18 protein-coding genes are annotated in these 19,895 nt (G+C 33.2%); 12 read left to right on the top strand and 6 right to left on the bottom strand.

Features of this window, described 5'->3' with window-relative positions; translation table 11 throughout:
- Window positions 1-151 precede the first annotated feature (151 nt).
- Both WCG23_01360 and WCG23_01355 read right to left on the bottom strand, forming a co-directional pair.
- Window positions 152-550: a hypothetical protein gene (locus WCG23_01360; GenBank protein ID MEI8388509.1), complete on the bottom strand. Its 399-nt coding sequence runs from the start codon at window positions 548-550 to the stop codon at window positions 152-154.
- 72 nt (window positions 551-622) lie between these two features.
- Window positions 623-988, bottom strand: coding sequence for a hypothetical protein (locus WCG23_01355; GenBank protein MEI8388508.1), 366 nt, complete (start codon window positions 986-988; stop codon window positions 623-625).
- Window positions 989-1,101: 113 nt separating this feature from the next.
- Here WCG23_01355 and WCG23_01350 point away from each other — a divergent pair, with 113 nt between their 5' ends.
- The 3 genes from WCG23_01350 (at window position 1,102) to WCG23_01340 (ending at window position 3,113) form a co-directional block, all read left to right on the top strand.
- Window positions 1,102-1,851 (top strand): hypothetical protein, encoded by a 750-nt coding sequence (locus WCG23_01350; GenBank protein MEI8388507.1) that lies wholly within the window; start codon window positions 1,102-1,104, stop codon window positions 1,849-1,851.
- A gap of 4 nt (window positions 1,852-1,855) precedes the next feature.
- Window positions 1,856-2,662, top strand: coding sequence for a hypothetical protein (locus tag WCG23_01345; GenBank protein ID MEI8388506.1), 807 nt, complete (start codon window positions 1,856-1,858; stop codon window positions 2,660-2,662).
- Between the two features lie 100 nt (window positions 2,663-2,762).
- Window positions 2,763-3,113: a phage holin family protein gene (locus WCG23_01340; GenBank protein ID MEI8388505.1), complete on the top strand. Its 351-nt coding sequence runs from the start codon at window positions 2,763-2,765 to the stop codon at window positions 3,111-3,113.
- A 23-nt stretch (window positions 3,114-3,136) separates the two neighbouring features.
- Here WCG23_01340 and WCG23_01335 read toward each other — a convergent pair whose 3' ends face one another.
- A complete protein-coding gene (locus WCG23_01335) occupies window positions 3,137-3,847 on the bottom strand; it encodes a matrixin family metalloprotease (protein ID MEI8388504.1) in 711 nt (236 codons plus the stop codon).
- Between the two features lie 119 nt (window positions 3,848-3,966).
- On the opposite strand from WCG23_01335, the gene WCG23_01330 reads away from it, so the two are divergent.
- From WCG23_01330 to WCG23_01320, 3 genes are all read left to right on the top strand, one after another.
- Window positions 3,967-4,590: a PilZ domain-containing protein gene (locus WCG23_01330; protein ID MEI8388503.1), complete on the top strand. Its 624-nt coding sequence runs from the start codon at window positions 3,967-3,969 to the stop codon at window positions 4,588-4,590.
- A 157-nt stretch (window positions 4,591-4,747) separates the two neighbouring features.
- Window positions 4,748-6,349, top strand: coding sequence for a tetratricopeptide repeat protein (locus WCG23_01325; protein MEI8388502.1), 1,602 nt, complete (start codon window positions 4,748-4,750; stop codon window positions 6,347-6,349).
- A gap of 2 nt (window positions 6,350-6,351) precedes the next feature.
- Window positions 6,352-7,017 carry a flagellar brake domain-containing protein gene (locus WCG23_01320; GenBank protein ID MEI8388501.1) on the top strand — a complete coding sequence of 222 codons (666 nt, stop codon included), beginning with the start codon at window positions 6,352-6,354 and terminating at the stop codon, window positions 7,015-7,017.
- 4 nt (window positions 7,018-7,021) lie between these two features.
- Here the strand turns inward: WCG23_01320 and WCG23_01315 are convergent, their stop codons facing one another.
- Together WCG23_01315 and WCG23_01310 are read right to left on the bottom strand one after the other, a co-directional pair.
- Window positions 7,022-8,560 (bottom strand): MFS transporter, encoded by a 1,539-nt coding sequence (locus WCG23_01315; GenBank protein ID MEI8388500.1) that lies wholly within the window; start codon window positions 8,558-8,560, stop codon window positions 7,022-7,024.
- 96 nt (window positions 8,561-8,656) lie between these two features.
- Window positions 8,657-10,723, bottom strand: coding sequence for a hypothetical protein (locus WCG23_01310; protein ID MEI8388499.1), 2,067 nt, complete (start codon window positions 10,721-10,723; stop codon window positions 8,657-8,659).
- A gap of 458 nt (window positions 10,724-11,181) precedes the next feature.
- On the opposite strand from WCG23_01310, the gene recA reads away from it, so the two are divergent.
- The 4 genes from recA (at window position 11,182) to WCG23_01290 (ending at window position 15,798) form a co-directional block, all read left to right on the top strand.
- Window positions 11,182-12,261 carry a recombinase RecA gene (recA, locus tag WCG23_01305; protein MEI8388498.1) on the top strand — a complete coding sequence of 360 codons (1,080 nt, stop codon included), beginning with the start codon at window positions 11,182-11,184 and terminating at the stop codon, window positions 12,259-12,261.
- Between the two features lie 264 nt (window positions 12,262-12,525).
- Window positions 12,526-14,076 (top strand): ribonuclease Y, encoded by a 1,551-nt coding sequence (gene rny, locus WCG23_01300; protein ID MEI8388497.1) that lies wholly within the window; start codon window positions 12,526-12,528, stop codon window positions 14,074-14,076.
- Between the two features lie 24 nt (window positions 14,077-14,100).
- Complete coding sequence (locus WCG23_01295; protein ID MEI8388496.1) at window positions 14,101-14,904, top strand: TIGR00282 family metallophosphoesterase; 804 nt, start codon at window positions 14,101-14,103, stop codon at window positions 14,902-14,904.
- A gap of 27 nt (window positions 14,905-14,931) precedes the next feature.
- On the top strand, window positions 14,932-15,798 hold the full coding sequence (locus WCG23_01290) for a PHP domain-containing protein (GenBank protein ID MEI8388495.1): 867 nt from the start codon (window positions 14,932-14,934) through the stop codon (window positions 15,796-15,798).
- Between the two features lie 70 nt (window positions 15,799-15,868).
- On the opposite strand, the gene WCG23_01285 is transcribed toward WCG23_01290, so the two are convergent.
- Window positions 15,869-16,021 (bottom strand): hypothetical protein, encoded by a 153-nt coding sequence (locus tag WCG23_01285; protein ID MEI8388494.1) that lies wholly within the window; start codon window positions 16,019-16,021, stop codon window positions 15,869-15,871.
- A 376-nt stretch (window positions 16,022-16,397) separates the two neighbouring features.
- Between WCG23_01285 and WCG23_01280 the strand changes: the two genes are divergently transcribed.
- Window positions 16,398-18,596, top strand: coding sequence for a PBP1A family penicillin-binding protein (locus tag WCG23_01280; GenBank protein ID MEI8388493.1), 2,199 nt, complete (start codon window positions 16,398-16,400; stop codon window positions 18,594-18,596).
- A 77-nt stretch (window positions 18,597-18,673) separates the two neighbouring features.
- Window positions 18,674-19,864 carry a trypsin-like peptidase domain-containing protein gene (locus WCG23_01275; protein ID MEI8388492.1) on the top strand — a complete coding sequence of 397 codons (1,191 nt, stop codon included), beginning with the start codon at window positions 18,674-18,676 and terminating at the stop codon, window positions 19,862-19,864.
- Window positions 19,865-19,895 lie beyond the last annotated feature (31 nt).

Here is a 19,895-nt window from a genome sequence, read left to right as displayed (position 1 = left end):
AATTTTTCTCTAATTTCTGTATTCTTTATCTCATTTTAATATGAAAATTTTTACATACAAAATTTTAAGGAAAATTTTCCTTATAGTATATTTATATCAGTTGAAATATTTTAATAAATAAAACTTAAGAAAAAATTAATATTTTAAAAAATCAGTTTGGAAAAACAAATTTTGATGGAGAAACATCTATTCCTCCAAAATCAACAATTTTATTATTAATAATATTGCCATTATTAAAATCGGTGTACTTTAATTTATATTTTTTTTGAATAGCTGAAAGAAAAGCAAGGATTTTGTCAAGAGAAGATTGTACGTTTTTTTCCTTTTTAGATAAGATAAAATTATTTTTGAAATCTGAAAAATAAATTTTGGCAAGGTATTTATCACCTTCTTTATTGCTTAAAAACATCTGTTTATTTGTTTCAATAAATACCCCATGAGTTTTTTCTGTATGAGATTTATTCTCTTTTAATATTTTAATTACATAATCACTACCATTAGCTTTAAATGAATATACAAAACTTCTTGAGCCTCCCTTAATTTCCTCCATCAAAATTTTTTCAGTATCTTTTATAATTCCTGATTTGATTAGTAGTTGTTTTAATTTATTTTCTGCTTGTTTTTATTTTTTTTCAACAAGCTTTAAAAATTCATCATAAGATTTTACATATAAAGGAGGTTTTGTTTGCAAAAAATTGATTTTTCGCAAATCTTTAACAACTTCAGCAAAATCTTTCATAATGGCAGCCTCATTTTTGCTATTAGGCTTTATATTCCATTCAGGAGGAAGGTTTCCTACTGTTTCATAACTTTTACTATTTAATTTTTTCATTAATAAAGATATTTTGTCAGGCTCAACGAACAAATATTCGCTTAAGGCTGTTTCTAAGGGATTGTGTGGATTTACAGCACTAAAAGAAACAAAATTCATTTTAGAATCTTTTGAATTGGTTACAAAATAAATATTTTGTTTTGTATTAATAATCATTTTAAAATCTTATTCATTCTGTTATCACAGTTTACTTAAAACTAAACAACATAATAAATTGCCATTTAAAGTATAATATCTAAAGAAATATTAATATTTAAAAAACTAAAACAATGAATAAAGTAGAATTTTTAAAATCCGAAAAGCAAAAAGTAATTGGCATCTGGGGTTATCCGGAACCCGAAATTTTTATGCAAATAAAACAGAAATATCCTAATCACGTAATTATAGACCTTGATGTTAATTATGAAATGCCCAATTCGAGTATAATTCCCGATGCTTTTTGCAGAATAATAAAAAATATTATGGATAATACAACGGCTTTAAAAGAAAATCTTGAAGTTATAGTTGCCGCGGTAGGGGAAGAAAAATGTGATTCAGGCAGAATTGCCGCAAAAATTCTGGAAGATATGGGCTTTAATGTAGTACAAACAAAATATAACGAAAGCAATCAAGATTTTTCAACTCCAATATCCACAAGCAACTTGCCTTTAAAGCAAAAAATATTAACCATAATGGACAATGTTATAGAAAAACAGGAAATTTCTGTAGAAAAGTCAATTCCGGAATACGGTTTTTGGGGAGTTGCTCCAAATGACTTGAGTTTTCTTGAATTATTTCCTGATACAACTCATGTTTACGGCTGGACCAGATGTGTTGAGGCTGGAAAACCTGCTGATATGGATTTAGAGATGTTTGTTGATAAAAATGTTCCGACAGTTTTTTTTGCCCAGACTTTTTGTGCAAAAATGCAGTTAGCAAAATATCTTGCAAAAAAATATGACGGACTTTATGTTGATGTTGACGATAAAGCCTCAAATTCGGTAAGGGCAAAGATAGAAGCATTTATAAAGCTGGGGTGAGTTTATGACAAAATTATACATAGATGCGGGGACGAGTTGGAGCAAGGTTTTAGAAGTTTATGAGGACGAAAAAGACCTGTTAACAAGCCCTTTATCAACTTTTTGTTTCTCTGCTGACAGCGAAGGAGCAACCCAACTTTCAGATAAAGTCTCAATCCCTGCATTGACCGAGTATTCAACTTCATCTGAGAATGACAGTGCCAAAAATAATATCAGACACTTTCTTTTTCCCTCAAAATTTTTTGCTTCAGTTGATATAAATTTTGACGGGGCAACAGGTCATATGGTGAAAAATCGGGTAAAACCCGATGGTCTTTACCAGAATGAAATGCTTTCACTTGCTTATGGCGCAAAAAAAATTCTTTCGGAAGATGATTTGAAAGATGCGACTATCGTTGATATAGGCAGCAGAGATGTAAAATGGGTAAGATTTACTGACGGAAAGTATAAAGACCTTGACTGGAACGGAAGTTGCGGAAGTGTGACAGGCGCAACAGTAGAAATGCTCTCAAAATTTTACGGAGTGGATTCTTCAAGCCTGCTTGCGCAAAAAGAAAAAATACCCGTAACCTGCGGAGTTTTTGCCATGGAAAAAATTATGGATGATATAGCATCAAATATTCCTGCTGATGTTGCTATTGCAAAATATATTAACGGAATTGCTTATAATACATGGAATTTTGCCGGAAATCCGAATAAAATTTATCTTTCGGGAGGATTTTGCCTGAATAAATGTTTTCAGGATTCCTTAAAATTTTACTGCGAAGTTGTACCGCTTGGCAGATGGGTTTTGCTGGAAGGATTGTACTAGTAAAAAAATTTTAAAATCATTATACAAAAGCATAATTGAATTTCAAGAAAAGTATTTTAATATAGGTATGTATAATTTTTAAAATGAGAAGGGAAATAAAATGATAAGAACTTTAATAAAATGGATACTTTTTGCACTTGCGCTTATTCTGATTGCTAAAATAGTTCCCGGAATAGCAATATCAGGTTTTCTAACCGCACTTTTTGCGGCGCTTGTTATCGGACTTGTAAATACCTTCATTAAGCCTATTATAAGTTTCTTTGCGTTGCCGTTAAATATTCTTACTCTGGGTTTATTTACACTTGTAATAAATGCCGGCTTATTCGCGTTATCGGCTTATTTTGTGCATGGCTTTCATATAGGCGGGTTTATTCCTGCACTTGTAGGTTCAATATTATTTTCAATACTTAGTATGCTGATAAATGCATCAGGAAAGCTTCTTCCTGTATAAACCGCGAAAAAAATTTAAAGAATTCAGCTAATTAAATCAAGGTCTCTTGTTTTGTAAAGCTCATTAATTCTTTTTATATCTATTATACTTAAAGATTTATTGTAGATTCCCCTGTGAAACATAATATCTTTAGGATTATTACTGTGATTTAATCCCAGAGCGTGTCCGATTTCGTGTAGTGCTGTGCGTTGGACTCTGTCTATACGGTTTTCCGCAGAAAGATTCATGTCAATCACAGGAAAAACTATTAAAGTGATTTCAGCTTTTTGAATCCGATTATTATTTACTTTTAAATCATTATGACCTGCTTCATAATTTCTGCCCGGCAGTGTTTCATTTGACCACCGAATTATAATATCGGAATTGTAAGGATTTAAGGTTTTTTCAAACCTGATTAATCCGTGAGAAGCTCTTGACCAAATTTGAAAAGAGTTTTCTACGGATTTGGCAAATTCAGGCATTAATTTTTCTGTATAGACATCTTTATTTATAAAAAATTTAAGCGGAATTTTTTCTAAATTCCATTTAGGGAGTTTTTTTTCGGGAGTTTTTTCATTTCTTTCCCATTGAAGAAGGTGATCTATGTCGATTTTTATGTCTTGATTATCATCCCTGTCGGAAATTTCGGCTTTTCTGCCGACAGAATTTGATTTAAATAAATTTACAGGAAGTAGATGGTTAATTTTCATAATATAATTAATATAATATTTTTTAGCCTTTAAAATATCGCACAAGTAAATTATCTTTTATCTAAGCAATAGTTTCATCCAGTGTTATTGTTTCGGGAAAGTCGAATACTTAAAACAGTTTCCTGTTTTAATAAATCCGAAAATAAATTTAAGTTAGGTATATTATGAAAGAATTGAAAGCCGGTCAGAAAATACGTTTAAAGTTTAAGGTTTCTTCACTTCGTTCTGAATCAATAACATGCACTGTTAAATGGTTTGAAAGCGACAGAGTGGCAGTTGTTTTTTCTGAAGATCACAGTTATTTGATCAAAAAATTGCCGGAAGGCAAAGAAGTTGAGGTCGTTGTTTATACTGATTCAGGGATTTTTTCGTTTGACTCAATAGTAATAAATTCACCGCTTGAGCATGACTTTGTCATAGAAATTCCCGGCGAAAAAAAACATATCCAGAGAAGAGATTACGTAAGATCACCTTTCAATCTCAGATTAATTTTATCTCAAAATGTAACGGAAATTGAAACAAAGACAATAAACATAGGCGGCGGCGGAATTAGATTGTTACTTAAAGATGAGCTGAAAACTAATTCAATTTGGAAATTTACTCTCTACATGCCCGATGATGAAATAGCAACAGGCAAAGGAATAATTCTCTATTCGCTTTTGCAGGGCAAAAATATTGTATCAGTACTTAAATTTGTTGAAATAAGTGAAACAGACAGAAATAAAATAATAAAAAAATGCTTTGAAGAAGAAGTGAGAAATTTGAAATTGAAAAAATTGACGGAATAATAGTTCAATATAAAATTTATTAACAAAAATAGTTTTAAAATCAGGATAAATGAAGCATAATTATATACAATCAGTTATAATAAAAAAAGTATATACAGCTTGAATTTATAAAAACCCGAATGAAGAATAATAATCGGTATAAATAATGAGTAATCAAATGAGTGAAACAGTAATAATTGAAAAGTTGAACAATAAAATAGAAAAAATGCAAAAAAACGGCAACATTTCAAAAGCCATAGAAATGTGTCAAACCGCTATCCAAAATGATCCTACGAACGCCGGATTACATATAAGGCTTGGTGATTTATATTTGGAAAATCATCTTAATATTTATCAACCAAAGCAATTTCTGGATGATGCGATTTTAGAGTACCAGCGAGCTTTAGAATCAAATTTAAATTCGTCGGATATTCATTATAAACTCGGCTGTGCTTATTATTATAAAGGGGAATTGGAAAAAGCCCTGAATCATTTTGCTATAAGTATTGAATACAATCAAAATTATTCAAATGCTTATTATATGACCGCAAAAATCTTTGCAAAAAGAGATAGAGTTGCAGAGTCTATAGATTACCTCGAAAAAGCTGTGCAATATGGCGGATTTAGAAATTCTCGGGCTCATTACCTTTTATTCAAACTTTTAAAAGTGCGGGAAGATAAAACAGGCAAAAATACTTTTAAGATATTTAAAAATTTATTTTTAGCAGTATTTAAACTTGCCTTTGAAGAGGAAGCCAAAAAAGAAATTTGTACAAAATTTTCTTACTTAAAGTTTTTTCCTATTTTTTTTCAGGGATATTATCTGGAAAAGACAAAAAGTGTATATCAGGCTATAGATCTTTATGTTAAAGCAATAGAAAAAGCTCCGGGCTTTTTGCTTTTGTATTTGCATCTGGGAAATGCCTACAGACTGGCAGGTTCTTTAGAGGATGCCATAAATGAATATAAAATGGCAATATGGCTTGATCCTACCCATGTTGCCGCACACAAACTCCTTTGTTCTATTTATGAAGAGCAGGGAAATTATGACAGTGCCATAGAACTTTATGCAAAATTAATAGATATGAATCCAAATGATGCGATATATCATAGTAATTTGGCAAATATTTATTATTTAAAAGGTGATATCAAAGAGGCTGTCTCTTTTTATCAAACAGCAATATCCTTAAACCCCAATAAAAACTGGACAAGTATTATTGCACAAACGCTCGGATATATTTTTCATGAATCAAAAGATAATTTTGATGCGGCAATAAGTGCTTACCAGAGTGCTTCTCTTTTAAATCCGACCGATGTAGATATTTATATAAGTCTTGGAAGTGCTTTTTATGATAAGGGTGATTATGCGAATGCTCTTGCAACATACAGGATGGCTCTGGAAGTAGACCCGAATAATGCCAGAATCCATTGTAATTTAGGCTTTTTACTTTGGGGTAAAGGCAAGATTGAAGAAGCTGTCAAAGAATACGAAAAATCAATTAAGTTAGACCCTAGCTATGATATAGCTTATAACAATTTAGGAGTAATTTATCTTGACGATCTGGGATATATTCAAGAAGCAATAGATAACCTCCGTAAAGCTATTGAAAGTAATACTCAATACGCTCTGGCTAATTACAATTTAGGTAGGGCAATGGCTGTTAAAGGTGATAAAATAGAAGCTGCAAGACTATTTCAGGTAGCTATGGATTTAAATAACCATACTAATGAAATGGATCAACGTGAAATTAAAGTTAAGATTCAGGAGTTATTTGACTAAAAATGTTTTCCTTTATAAAAGAACTCGGTAAAATCGATGTTGAATACAAATATGACGAGTCAGAAGATAAAAATAATATTTTTAAAAGTTATATTAAAAGTGTTGAAACTGAGTATATACTTATAGATTTTTTATTTTATAAAGGCGTAGAGTATAATATTCCTAATGAAAAACAGGTTACTGTCAAATTTAAAGAAAAAACAGGAATTTATTCAGGAGCTTGTAAAATACTTGGCAGGGATAATTCAAGGATTCCCGGTATTAAAATTTCGTATCCTGATGATATTAAATTTATTCAGCGCAGAGAATATGTAAGAGTTCCTCTTTCGTTAAAAATGGAATTGAGTATTTTCCCAGAGAAAGAAGATGATGAAATTAATGTCTGTGTTGTAAATAGTCTAGATATAAGCGGTTCTGGGTTTTGTTATATTTCAGACAGACCAACAGAAAAGCACTCAAAAATAATTGGAAAAATTTACCTGCCCAATTCGAATATAGAGCCTGTTGAAGTTCTTATAAAACACGTTCATTCTAAAAAAATTATAGCTGCAGGAAAAAATAAGCACAAAAATTCTTTTACTTTCATTGATATAAACGAAAAATCAAGAGATAAACTTATTAAAGAAATTTTTCTTTATGAGTTGAAATTAAGAAAAAAAGGAATATAAGCGGTTAAATATTTTCCGAAGGAACAAGTTCTTCTTCAAAAACAAACTGATTTTTTTCTTGACCTATATTTTCTCTTTTTATGGTAAGTGTTATCAGAGAAGCAATAAACATTGCAATTCCTCCGACAATAAAAGCGTATTCCCAATGATTTGTTAACCCTGAGTTTATTTGCATCGGACTTTTGTTTATTAAATAGCCGACAGCTATAGAAGATAAAATTTGAGGTCCTGAAACAAACAGGTTCATTTTGCCAAGAGAAGAGCCTTCTGTACCTTTTTTAATATTGTCCATTAATAAGGCATAGGAGAGTGTAAGGATTGAGGCCCAGCCGATTCCTGCAAGCCCCATAAAAAAGAGGACTTCGAGTTTTGTTTTTGCAAAAAACGCAAAGCCTAAGAACGCTAATCCTAATGTAAAAAGGGCAAAAGAATGTATATTTTTCTTGCCGAATTTATTGCATAAAAGACCAAGCGGTATTGAAACAAGGAAACAAACAAGATTAAAAAAGGCAAATCCTAATCCTGAGAGATTTGTAGCTTCCATAACTCTGGATTCGTAGGCTTTTTTAATAACTTCAGTAGCTGATGTTAAATCAGGAATAAGAAAAATATTGTGTACGACATAATTATTGAAATAAATAAATAAACACATCATTCCAATCCAGGTAAAGTACTGCATCGCACATATTTTAGCTATTTCTTTTGTGTAAAAACTCTTTAAGGCCATTGCCAGCATCGGAAAACTAAGAATCAGTACGAACCATGAAAGAATAGTTGTTATAAAGTTATTATTTGAAAGATCAAACTTTCCAAAGACTCCAAAACTGATTAGCACAGTTAATATAGCCGCGGAAATCAGTCCGCTTATTAAAAACATATTTATTGATTCAAAAGGATTTTCTTTATCTTCTATTTTCTTTTCTTCAGGTAAATATTTTTCTTTTACGCTGAAACAGGTCCATCCCATTCCGAGAACGAGAACAATTGCAGCTATTAAAAATTGGCTGTGAATTGAAATTTGTTGATGAAAAAATGTTTTTAAAAAATACGGAAACCCAAAAACAATAATAGCTCCAAATCCTGCACCAAAACTGAAAAATGAATTTGCCAGAGCATGCTGTTCCGAAGGCATTGTATCGGGAACAAGAGCTCTATGTGGTCCCATGCTGACGTTAACACATATATCTATGATCCAGAGAGAGAGAGCTGCCCATAAAAGAGTTGGAGAATAAGGCATCAGTACAAGTGCTAAAGCGCCTAAAATTGCTCCTGTCATTAAAAAAGGTCTTCTTCTGCCAAATCTTGTCCAGATATTATCGCTTACTGTTCCGACTATAGGTTGAACAAGGATTCCTGTTATCGGACCGGCCAGCCAAATTAAGCCCAGAATTAATGGTGTTGCTCCAAGAGGCTCTGTGACACGGCTTGTAAGTCCTATTTGCATTGCCCATGCAAACTGTAAGCCTATTCCGCCAATGCAAAGATTTATAAATTGCCATACAGAAACTTTTGGCAATTTAGCCGGTCTAATTTGAGCTTCCATTTATTTCTTTCCTCTCTAAAAAAGTATTTAATGCTGTAGAAAAATTTTAGCATGGAACATAGTAACAGGACAGTTTATTTATGTTTATTTTTAAATTTATTTTTTTAATGCTTCTTGTGCAGCTTCTCTGAAAGCAGCAGGGGTAGAAGAGTCGTCACTTATTTTTTGAAGCTCGGTTTTGTAATTTTCTCCGAACATTTTGGAGTTTTCGAAGATAATAGCTTGTGCAACCGCTTTCGGGTCTTTTGCTTCGCTTATAAATCTTACGTTATTAGCCACTTGGGAGTGAACGCCGTCTTTTTGTAAATCCTGAACCAGTGTTGCTACAATATTGCTTCCTTCTTGCGTTTCAGGATTTTTAAAAGTACTTGGTTCATATTTGCCTGTTGAGAGATGCTCTAGCATAGAATCAATAAAGTTAACCGCGGCTTTGCCTGTAGGATTGTTTTCCAGAATTTCTCTTGCGGCTACAGCTTCTTTATCTCCGCCAAGTAAATCAATTATATTTTTTGTATGTTCTTTTGAAATCGAATCAAAGAATTTAACAATTTCTGTGCCTGCTGGATTGTCTTCCATTATTTTTCTTGTTTTTTCTGCAATTTTGCTGTCATTTCCAAGGAATCTGATAATATCCGCTCTGCTTTCTTCCGAAACAGAATCAATAAATTTAACAATTTTTGAGCCTGCCTGATTGTTCATTAAGGCATTTCTTGCTTCTGCTGCAATTTTTTCTTTTTGACCTCCCTTAATAAATTTTGCAAGAGGATTTAAAATCTTTTTAAGTTCTTTTCTTGAAAATGCATCAGGCAAGTCAATTTCCAGCTGTCGTATAAGTTGACTTGATTCTTTAGCAAGTCCTGTTTCTTTTATGTTTTTCATTGCTGCTAAGGCTTTTGATAAATCATGCTTTCTTTCAAACACAAATGCTGCAAAAAGAAGTCCGCATCCTATCCATTGTAGAGCTCTTCCTCTTTCTGTTTCTGCCTGAGGAGTTCCTGCAAGGATTGTAACACCGGAAACAGCAAGCGCAGCACCTGAAGCTTTACTGCCCATCTGAAGTTTTTCCAACCCTGAATATGCAAGCCCTATATTATCAAGTGCTCCACCAACTTCGCTTGTTTTAAAGCCTGTTTTTTGCCCAATTTTATTTTTTATAAAACTTGCGATTGTTAATATTGCTCCACCGACGGCAAGTATTACAGATGCGGTATGCATGCGGTAAGGGTGTGATTTTATTGCTGCCTCTGCTATTTTTGATCCATCTGCAAGTACGCTTTGGTTAAATTGAAGTGTTGAGGATTTTACCGCAATAATTTTATCTCTGAAGAAATTAGCGGAGATTTTTGATTTTGCAGGATTTACAAGATTAAATAAATGCGTAAACGTTGTTTTTGTTGATTTACCAAGTTCTTTTATAGTCAACCATGTATTAGAAGCAAGGTATTTAACTTTTTCATTTAAAGTTTTGCTGGCTAATACAGCGGTATTTAATTTCAAGGCAGGATTATTTTCAAGAGCACGACCTGCAAAAACACCTGCAAGCCCCATGGAAAATAATCCAAAACCGGCAGGAGTATTTATTATAGGGGAGGCTGCAACGTTAACGCCTTCTCCAAAAGCCATAAGAGGCAATTTCATTGCAATACCGTTAAAAATACCGGCAATTCCTGAAAAAGCTATGCCGACTTTTGCAAAAGCAAGTCCTATCTTGCCGAATGCAGTTTCAGGGTTAATATGACCCATCTCTTCTTTTTTGTGGGTGTCTTTAGTTTTGTTTCCCTGGAAGGAAACATTGCTTGCAGTTTTATCTTTTTGCGCAGAAGCATTATTTGTATCTATTTGAGAATTGTTTTTGGTTTCTGCATGCTCTTTTTTATGTTTCCTTTTTTTGTATATATCATCATACATCAAAGCGACTCCTCCAACGGCAAAACCAACTGTTGAGGTTAATGCTGTAGCAAGTCCAAGCCATTTATCCCAATTTTTTATAAAGGAATTAGTATTCCTGAAAGAATCACTTACAGCAAGCGATTGAGCTTCTTTTACTATTCTTGAAATTGGTTTTGTCGGAGTTGAAGTAAATCCGGTTTTTTGGGGAAGATTTGAACTATTCAATTTTTCTTTTGTTATTTTTTTTTGGAAATTAGAAGAAACATGCATCATTTTTTAAAAAGTCCTTCATATCAAATTAATAAACAATAGAAAATATTAAAAAAATTGAATAATTTAAACCATTTTTAATACTTCTGTTAAGATAAAACCTAAACGAAAAAAAAATTTACTTTTTTACGGGAGTTTTGAATAAAATTGCAATATATTGTTACAATATAAAAGACAAAAAGCTGTAAAAAGTCAGAGAAGATGAATTTCAGATTATAAAAATTAAGATAATTTTTTTAAATTTCTAAAACAAATACCTTGATTTTTGAATCTGAATTAATAATTAAGCAGTTATAAAAAAGTACAACAAAAAAATTAGTGTTGCAATTAGAAATTGAATTTACGCTTTGGAGCATTGTAAAGAAAACATAATATTTACTTAAAGAATTGTATTTTGAAGTATAATTTCAAGTAATTAAGATTACTTAATTTAAAATATAGATAGTGGAAGGTTGGTCAAAATGGCAACAAAAGAAAAATCAAAACCTGAAGCATTCCAGGTTACATTGGATTCGGAAAAAAAGAAATCACTTGAAGCAACAATTGGCAAAATAGAAAAAGATTTTGGCAAAGGCGCAATAATGCGACTGGGGGACAAAACAGGTGTTGGTGTGGAATCAATCCCTACAGGTATCCTTTCTTTGGATGTAGCGTTAGGTATAGGCGGTGTACCAAGAGGAAGAATAGTAGAAATATACGGTCCGGAAAGCAGTGGTAAAACCACACTTGCTCAGCATATCATAGCAGAAGCCCAAAGAAAGGGTGGAATAGCAGCATTTATTGATGCAGAGCATGCTCTTGACCCTGAATATGCTAAAAATCTTGGTGTGAATATAGATGAACTGCTTTTAAGCCAGCCTGACACAGGTGAACAGGCTTTGGAAATAACCGAAGAATTAGTTCGTTCAGGAGCTATTGATGTAATTGTAATAGATTCTGTAGCTGCATTAGTTCCAAAAGCTGAGATTGACGGTGAAATGGGCGACAGCCACATGGGGCTTCAGGCAAGACTTATGAGTCAGGCTTTAAGAAAACTTACAGGTATTGTCGGAAAAACAAGAACGACCGTTATTTTTATTAACCAGCTAAGACAAAAAATCGGCATTATGTTTGGAAATCCCGAAACGACCACAGGCGGTAATGCTTTAAAATATTATGCAAGTTTAAGACTTGATATAAGAAAAATCGAAACACTTAAAAAAGATGGACAAGAATACGGAAACAGGGTCAAAGTAAAAGTTGTTAAAAACAAAGTTGCTCCTCCGTTCAGAATTTCCGAATTCGACATTATTTACGGAGAAGGCGTTTCCAAAGTCGGCTGTATTCTTGATGTTGCTGTCGATATGAATATCGTTAACAAATCAGGAAGCTGGTTTAGTTATAATGATAACAAGCTTGGGCAAGGTAGAGATAAGGCTATAGAGTATTTTAAAGAAAATACCGAGTTGCTTGCCGAAGTAGAAAATATTGTCAGAAATAACATAAAAGTCGGCAATACTGCGGTTCCTTCGGAAATATCGGAAGCAGAAGATACCGAATAAATTATACATATATAAAAGTAGAAAATTATTTAAATGCAGTATATTAATAAGCATTAGTTGTGCTAAGATTATATTGTCAAACTTAAATTTCGGGCGGTTATACTGAATTTGGATAATGCAATTAATCAGCTATTCAAGGACTTTCTTGATTATTTGTATTTGCGGCTTTGACTCCCCGAAGAATCTGTTAAAAACAGAAAATACTCCCAACAATAGTAGATTAAAATCAGTTATAGTTATATATATTAAAAGAGGTACAGGACAATCGAAAGCATAAGTATTATTACAATAGTATTGGCTGTGCTTGCAGTTTTGTTTTTGGCGTATGCTGTTTATCAGTATGCTCAGCTTAAAAACATGAATGAAAAAGTTCAAAATATAAACGAAGAAGCTGCAAGAAAAATTAAAGATGCCGAAGAACAAATTAAACTCCAGAAAAAAGAAGCATTAATTTCAGCAAAAGAAGCTCTTCAAAGTCAAAAACAAGAATTTGACAATGAAGTCCGTGAAAGAAGAAATGAACTCGGAAGACTTGAAAAAAGACTTCTTGAGAAAGAAGAAAAATTAGAAACCAAAATGCAGTCAGCTGTCGATAGAGAAAGCGAACTTGCTAAAAAACTTGATGAATTGTATGAAAAAGAAGATTATTTAGCAGACCTCGTAGAAAAACATATTCGCGAACTTGAAAGAGTTTCAGGACTTTCAAGCGAAGATGCCAAGAAAATACTCCTCGAACATCTGGAAAAAGAGTTAAAACTCGAAGCTGCTCAGCTTATCCGTGAAAATGAAGCTTATATTAAAGAAACTTCAAATGAAAAATCACGTGAAATCCTGTCTACTACAATGCAAAGATGTGCTATAGATCAGGCTGTTGAGTCAACTGTTTCTGTAGTGAACCTTCCTAACGATGAAATGAAAGGAAGAATCATAGGCAGAGAAGGAAGAAATATCCGCGCTCTGGAAACACTTACAGGTGTTGACTTAATTATTGATGATACTCCTGAAGCGGTTGTTTTATCTTCATTTGATCCTGTCAGAAGACAAATAGCTAAAGTAGCTCTCGAAAAATTGATTTCAGACGGAAGAATTCACCCTGTTCGAATAGAAGATATGGTTGAAAAAGCCAAAAGCGAAATAGAAGAAACCATGTACAAAGAAGGTGAAGCCGCTGCATATGAATTAGGTGTCATAAACTTGCATCCTGAATCTATCAGAACTTTAGGAAGGCTTCTATATAGAACAAGCTACGGTCAAAATGTTCTTAAACACTCTTTAGAAGTAGGACATATCGCTGGAATGCTTGCTACAGAGATAGGAGCAAATGTTGATGTTGCAAAAAGAGCAGGTCTTCTCCATGATGTCGGTAAAGCGCTCGACCAAACGCATGAAGGAACGCATATTCAGCTTGGTGTTGATTTTGCAAGACGCTATGGTGAGCAAGAATGTATCATTCATGCTATAGAAGCCCATCATGACGACGTTGTAGCAAATTCTGTGGAAGCTGTACTTGTTAAAATTGCAGATGCATTAAGTGCAGGAAGACCGGGAGCAAGACGAGATACTCTTGAAATATATATTAAGAGAATTAAAAAACTCGAAGAAATTGCTACAGGCTATGAAGGTATTAAAAGATCATTTGCTGTTCAAGCAGGACGCGAAATCAGAGTACTTGTTCAACCGACAGTATTTGATGATGTAGCAGCAAGCAAACTGGCAAGAGATATCGCCAAGAAAATAGAAACAGAATTGGATTATCCCGGTCAGATACGAGTTACAGTAGTAAGAGAAGTCAGATCTACTGAAATAGCAAAATAATTAATATAGTAAAAATGAAATAAAATGAAAGAAAATATAAATATATTATTCCTAGGGGATATAGTCGGAAAACCAGGCAGACAAAGTGTTGCCCTGTTTCTCGAACAATCCGGTGAAAAATATGATTTTGTTATAGCAAATATCGAAAATGCCTCTCATGGCTTTGGATTAACTGAAAAAAACTATCATGAACTCGAGTCTCTGGGCATAGGAGCGATGACTTCAGGTAATCATATTTGGGACAAAAAAGAAGTATTTAATTTTATAGATAATGCAGATAAACTTGTTAGACCTCTAAATTATCCCGAAGGCACTCCCGGTTTTGGTTCAAGGGTATTTGAACTTGCTGAAAATCTTTCAGTAGGCGTTATTAATATACAGGGAACAGTATTTATGTCGCCAATAACACCGCCATGGGAAATGTTAAAAGCGGAAATTCAAAAAATTCAGTATAAAACACCAGTTGTGATAATCGATATCCACGCGGAAGCAACGGCAGAAAAAGTGTCATGCGGCTATATAGCTGACAAATTATCAGTAAGTGCAGTTATAGGAACGCATACTCATATACAGACGGCAGATGAGAAAATTTTAGAGAATGGCGCTGCCTATATTACCGATGCAGGGTTTTGCGGAGCTTATAACAGCGTCATAGGTATGGATATAGAAGAATCTGTGAAAAGGTTGGTTACTTGTTTGCCTGTTAAATTTGAAGTGGTTTCCAGTGATGAAGTTCAGGTAAACGGAATAGAATTAAGTATCAATGCCAAAACAGGGTGTGCATTGAATATAAAAAGAATTAATAATGTATTTAATTTAAGTAGTTGAGGTAATTTATTATGAAAGGATAAAAAATTGGGACTAGATTTGCATACCCATAGCGTCTATTCTGATGGGAGTCTTACCCCTGAGGAAATTGTTGACGTTACCATAAACTTAGGATTGGCGGCTGTTTCTATTACTGATCATGACAACATCCTTGCATATGAATATGCAAGAAGTCATGCTGAAATGCGTTCAAAAGAAACAGGAAATACTCAGCTTGAGATTATCCCCGGAATTGAAATTAATACAATGCATGAAAAGCAGGAAGTGCATATTCTCGGTTATTATATAAATTCCGCTAACAAACAAATGCAGGATTTAATCGCCTATCAGCAGCATGTAAGAATTCAACAAACAATTGAAATAGTTAAAAAACTTAAAGATGAAGCTAAAATCAATATCAAGCTTGAGGATGTAACTTCACTTGTTAAAGAAGGCGGTAGTGTTGGCAGACCGCATATTGCAAAAGCAATAGTTAATGCTGGCGGGGTTTCAAATATGATTGAAGCCTACAGAAGATATATTTGCGATAATTCCCCGACCTATGTAAAACGAAAAACAGTTTCGCCTTTTGAAGCAGTTGAAACAATTTATGAATCAGGCGGAATTCCTGTTGTAGCTCATCCTTGTGATCTTAATGGTGCTGAAGACCTTATAAAAGAGCTAATGAACTACGGTCTAAGAGGCGTAGAAGTCTATCACAGAAAACATTCACCTGCAATAATAGAATATTATTCAAGTATTGCAGAAAAATATAAATTAATAATGACGGGAGGCTCGGATTGTCACGGCCCAAGACCGAACGGACAGCTTGTTCTGGGGAAAGTCCATGTCCCTGCATGGGTGTTAACAGAGCTTAAAAAAGAAAAAAGCCGCCTTGAAATAGCAGCTAATTAATTAAAAATTCTAAATAAAAAAGGAGAAAATTTTGTTTTCTCCTTTTTTTTATATTATTTTATAAAATTATTTATTTAAGACCTAAAAGCTTTTTATAAGAAGAGAATTTAGCAACCTCAATACCGTTGAATGTTGTATAACCCCTTTGTTTATCAAGGTATTTTTCAAATTCATCGTTTAAACCCGTTTTTTTGTTTACTTTGATGTTCGTTAAGGTCGCCATGTTAATTGCCTCCTTTTTCCAGTTTAGTAAATAAGTGTAGAACAGACACTTTTGTTTTTATATTTATATAATAACATAAAAAGAGCTCATAAGCTATTCAGAAAATTTTGAAAAGTCTTTGAATGTTTTTGTATCTGTATAACAGATTATTCAATTTTTTCTATGTTTTAAATTCCTTACATGGCTAAAATTTCATGCTTTTTTATTGTCCCGAGATGATTTTTTCATGCCATTAGATTTTTAATGATTTCAATATATAAATATAATCTCAAGTTAACTTAATTGTGTGTTAAAACATCCAATAGACTATGCCTTACAGACGCATTTTTATAGAAACTAACTGATATAAAATAATTCAGTAAAATTAAAGGTGTAAATGAAAAATCGACCAATAAACCATTTTTATAATATTGATCTTCTTTCCAAAACTGAACTTGAAAGGTCAGAACTCTTTAAGTCGGCTTTTAAAAGGATTTTTGCTATAGCAGGTCTTCTTATTTTTTTATTAAGTCTTGGCGTATCGGTTTATTTGTTAAAGACTTTAGCGGAGTTTCCGGATGTATCTTTTTTAAATTCTTATGCTCCTGATCAATCAACCCAGATTTTTGATATAAATAATAATCTTGTTGCAAGCATTCATGCTGATGAAGACAGGATTTCCGTGCCACTTAATAAAATTTCCCGCTATTTACAAAGCGCAGTTATTTCTATCGAAGACAACCGATTTTACAGCCACAGCGGAATTGATTTAATGGGTACCGTTAGGGCTTTTTATAATAATCTTTTGCATAGGGATTCGATTCAGGGAGGAAGTACTTTAACCCAGCAGTTGGTAAAAAATTCTTTTTTAACGCCTGAAAGATCGATAAAAAGAAAGTTTCTGGAAGCAATTCTTGCTATAAAAGTTGAAATGTATTATTCAAAAAATGAAATTCTTGAAAAATACCTGAATCAGATTTATTGGGGAAATCAAGCCTATGGTATTGAAAAAGGAGCCAGAAGATATTTTAAAAAATCGGCAAAAGATCTTAATTTAGCTGAATCTTCTATGCTCGCAGGATTAATTCGAGCTCCTGAGCTTTATTCTCCTTACACTAATATGAAAGATGCCAAAAAAAGGCAGATGGTAGTGCTAAATAAAATGTATGAATTTGGTTTTATAACCAAAAAACAGAAATATTCGGCTTATGCAGGACCATTGAAGCTTGCGCCGCGTAAATTTGCCTACGCAAAGTATATTTATTTTGTAGATTATGTGTCTTACGTGTTAAGAAAAAGATATGGCGATAATATTGTCAGAAGAGGCGGACTGAATGTTTATACGACTTTGGATCCGGAAGTGCAGCAAATTGCGGAAAAAACCATTACAGAAGGCATAAAGGCTTTACCAAAAGGATGCGGAGTAAGAGAAGGCGCTCTTGTTTCAATTAATGTTAAAAATGGTTATGTTCAGGCTCTTGTCGGAGGTGTTGACTTTACAAAGAGCCAATTTAACAGGGCAGTTTTAGCTAAAAGACCTGTAGGCTCAGGATTTAAACCAGTTGTTTACCTGACAGGGTTGCGGCTAGGTGCAATTAATCCTGAGTCTACGATATTTGATGCGCCTGTTGCTTATCGTACAAAGTGGAATGTATGGTGTCCGCATAATTGGGACGGTAAATATTTAGGGAAATTAACTGTAAGAAAAGCTCTTACTCTATCAAGAAATACGCCGACTGTCAGAATTGCCCTGAAAGTTGGTGTTGATAAAATAATTGAAACAGCAAGATTGCTGGGCATTAAAAGCTATATAAGGCGAGGTTTTTCCATGGTTCTTGGCTCATCTGAGATTACACCTCTGGAAGTGGCTGCTGTTTATAGCACACTGGCTCGTGATGGTGTCTATATCGAGCCAGTAGCAATAAGATTTGTTAAAGATAACAAAGGAAATGTTCTTGAAGTTTCTAATAACACGCCTGTAAGGGTTGTAAAGCAGGAACCTGTTAGAGAATTAGATTCTATCCTTGTAGATGTCGTTGAAAAAGGCACAGGAAAGTCAGCTAAGCTTGAAGATAGACAGGTAGCAGGAAAAACAGGGACAACTGACAGTGTAAAAGATATCTGGTTTAACGGATTCACTCCTGATACCGCAACTACAATATGGATGGGCAATGATGAAAACCAGACGTTAAGCGGAGTGTTCAGCAGTAATTGCGCTGTTCTATGGAATAAATTCAGTACAGAATACTACAAAATTAAAAAGATTCCGCCTGAACCCTTTCCTCTTTCCGAAATGGAAATAAAAAATCAGGTAGCCGCTAAAGTTAAAATAAAAACAGAAGAAGATTTAAATAAAAAAACAGGGATTAAAAGTTCATTAAAAAAACAAAATTACAAAAACAAAAAGAAATATAAGTTTAAAAAGCTTAAAACAAAGGAAAATAAAGCGAATAATAATGAAATTAAACTTCCTGAGAGAACTTATGTTCCTGATGAAAATGATTATGAAAACAGATACAAAAAAGCAAAACAGCAGGAGGAGCAAAATCAAACTTATCAATATCCTCAGCAAAATTACAACAACTATCAGCAATAATTTTTTCAAGTTGTTGCAAAAACTTGTCAAAATAAAATTATCAAACCCAAAGTCAACATTAATAACAGGAGATTAAATTGCAAAAGATTAATAAAAAAGACTTTATATTAGTAATTTTCGTTCTGATTTTATCATTTTTTTCGGGATATGAAGGTGGACAGATTTCATATAAAAATTCTTTGTCATATAAAAATACAAATTATGAAAACATCCAAAAAAATATTATTTCAGATAATAAAACTAAAACAAATATCACTACAGAACCTGCTTCCATGTCTTTGTCGGCAAAGTTGGCTACTCCTGCTGTCGTTAATATTTCACTTGGAAGTAGAAATTTATCCCAATTTGTGTTGAGAAATACATCCACAAACATATATAGACCTTTAGAAAAGAGATATTTCAGCTTAGGCTCAGGTATAATTATTTCTCATGACGGGTATATTTTGACAAATAATCATGTAGTAGAAAATCTTGGCGGAAATATCAGTGTAAGCCTTTCCAACGGAAAAAGATTCATGGCAAAAACAGTCGGTACTGACCCAAAAACCGATTTGGCTATAATTAAAATAAATGCAAACGACCTTCCGATTATAAAATTAGGTGATTCTGACAAAGCTATTGTTGGTGATGTAGTAATTGCGGTAGGAAATCCCTTTGGGATAGGTGAAACTGTAACCATGGGGATAATAAGCGCAGTAGGACGTACAAATATAGGCATTGTTGAGTATGAAAATTTTATTCAGACAGATGCAGCAATAAATCCGGGAAGTTCAGGAGGTGCGCTGGTTAATACAAAAGGCGAACTTGTGGGAATAAATACGGCAATCCTTACCAAAAGCGGAGGATATGAAGGCATAGGTTTTGCAATCCCCACCAATATGGCAAAAAAAGTTATTAATTCTATTATGAAAAACGGCAGGGTTGAAAGAGGTTGGCTGGGAGCAGGCATTCAAGATACTAATATCGAAATAGCCAAATTTTTATCAAAAAAATTGGTTAAAGGTGTTGTAATTACAGATATCATAAAAGACAGCCCCGCTTTTATGTACGGGTTAAAAAAAGGCGATATAATAATATCGTTGAATAATAAAAAAATAGAAAATATAACTCAGGTCAAAAATGAAGTTGCCGAAACGCATGCCGGTAATAAAATCATTATGAATATTATAAGAAAAGGAAAAAAAGAAACTATTTCCGTTAAAATATCAAAATTGCCTGATAATTTGGAAGTTTTTGATGTCAGTAATTTTAAAATCACTGCAAAATAAAGTACAAATAAGGCTTGAGGATGTTTTAACC

The organism is bacterium, assembly GCA_037147175.1.
GTDB lineage: Bacteria > Cyanobacteriota > Vampirovibrionia > Gastranaerophilales > UBA9971 > UBA9971.
The sequence above is the reverse complement of the archived record's forward strand: the minus strand, read 5'-3'. Positions and strand labels throughout refer to the sequence as shown.

Excerpts from the sequence above, each read along its gene's own strand:
- WCG23_01360 (MEI8388509.1), bottom strand. The coding sequence starts at position 550 with ATGGAGGAAATTAAGGGAGGCTCAAGAAGTTTTGTATATTCATTTAAA.
- WCG23_01355 (MEI8388508.1), bottom strand. The coding sequence starts at position 988 with ATGATTATTAATACAAAACAAAATATTTATTTTGTAACCAATTCAAAA.
- WCG23_01350 (MEI8388507.1), top strand. The coding sequence starts at position 1,102 with ATGAATAAAGTAGAATTTTTAAAATCCGAAAAGCAAAAAGTAATTGGC.
- WCG23_01345 (MEI8388506.1), top strand. The coding sequence starts at position 1,856 with ATGACAAAATTATACATAGATGCGGGGACGAGTTGGAGCAAGGTTTTA.
- WCG23_01340 (MEI8388505.1), top strand. The coding sequence starts at position 2,763 with ATGATAAGAACTTTAATAAAATGGATACTTTTTGCACTTGCGCTTATT.
- WCG23_01330 (MEI8388503.1), top strand. The coding sequence starts at position 3,967 with ATGAAAGAATTGAAAGCCGGTCAGAAAATACGTTTAAAGTTTAAGGTT.
- WCG23_01325 (MEI8388502.1), top strand. The coding sequence starts at position 4,748 with ATGAGTGAAACAGTAATAATTGAAAAGTTGAACAATAAAATAGAAAAA.
- WCG23_01320 (MEI8388501.1), top strand. The coding sequence starts at position 6,352 with ATGTTTTCCTTTATAAAAGAACTCGGTAAAATCGATGTTGAATACAAA.
- WCG23_01315 (MEI8388500.1), bottom strand. The coding sequence starts at position 8,560 with ATGGAAGCTCAAATTAGACCGGCTAAATTGCCAAAAGTTTCTGTATGG.
- WCG23_01310 (MEI8388499.1), bottom strand. The coding sequence starts at position 10,723 with ATGATGCATGTTTCTTCTAATTTCCAAAAAAAAATAACAAAAGAAAAA.
- recA (MEI8388498.1), top strand. The coding sequence starts at position 11,182 with ATGGCAACAAAAGAAAAATCAAAACCTGAAGCATTCCAGGTTACATTG.
- WCG23_01295 (MEI8388496.1), top strand. The coding sequence starts at position 14,101 with ATGAAAGAAAATATAAATATATTATTCCTAGGGGATATAGTCGGAAAA.
- WCG23_01285 (MEI8388494.1), bottom strand. The coding sequence starts at position 16,021 with ATGGCGACCTTAACGAACATCAAAGTAAACAAAAAAACGGGTTTAAAC.
- WCG23_01280 (MEI8388493.1), top strand. The coding sequence starts at position 16,398 with ATGAAAAATCGACCAATAAACCATTTTTATAATATTGATCTTCTTTCC.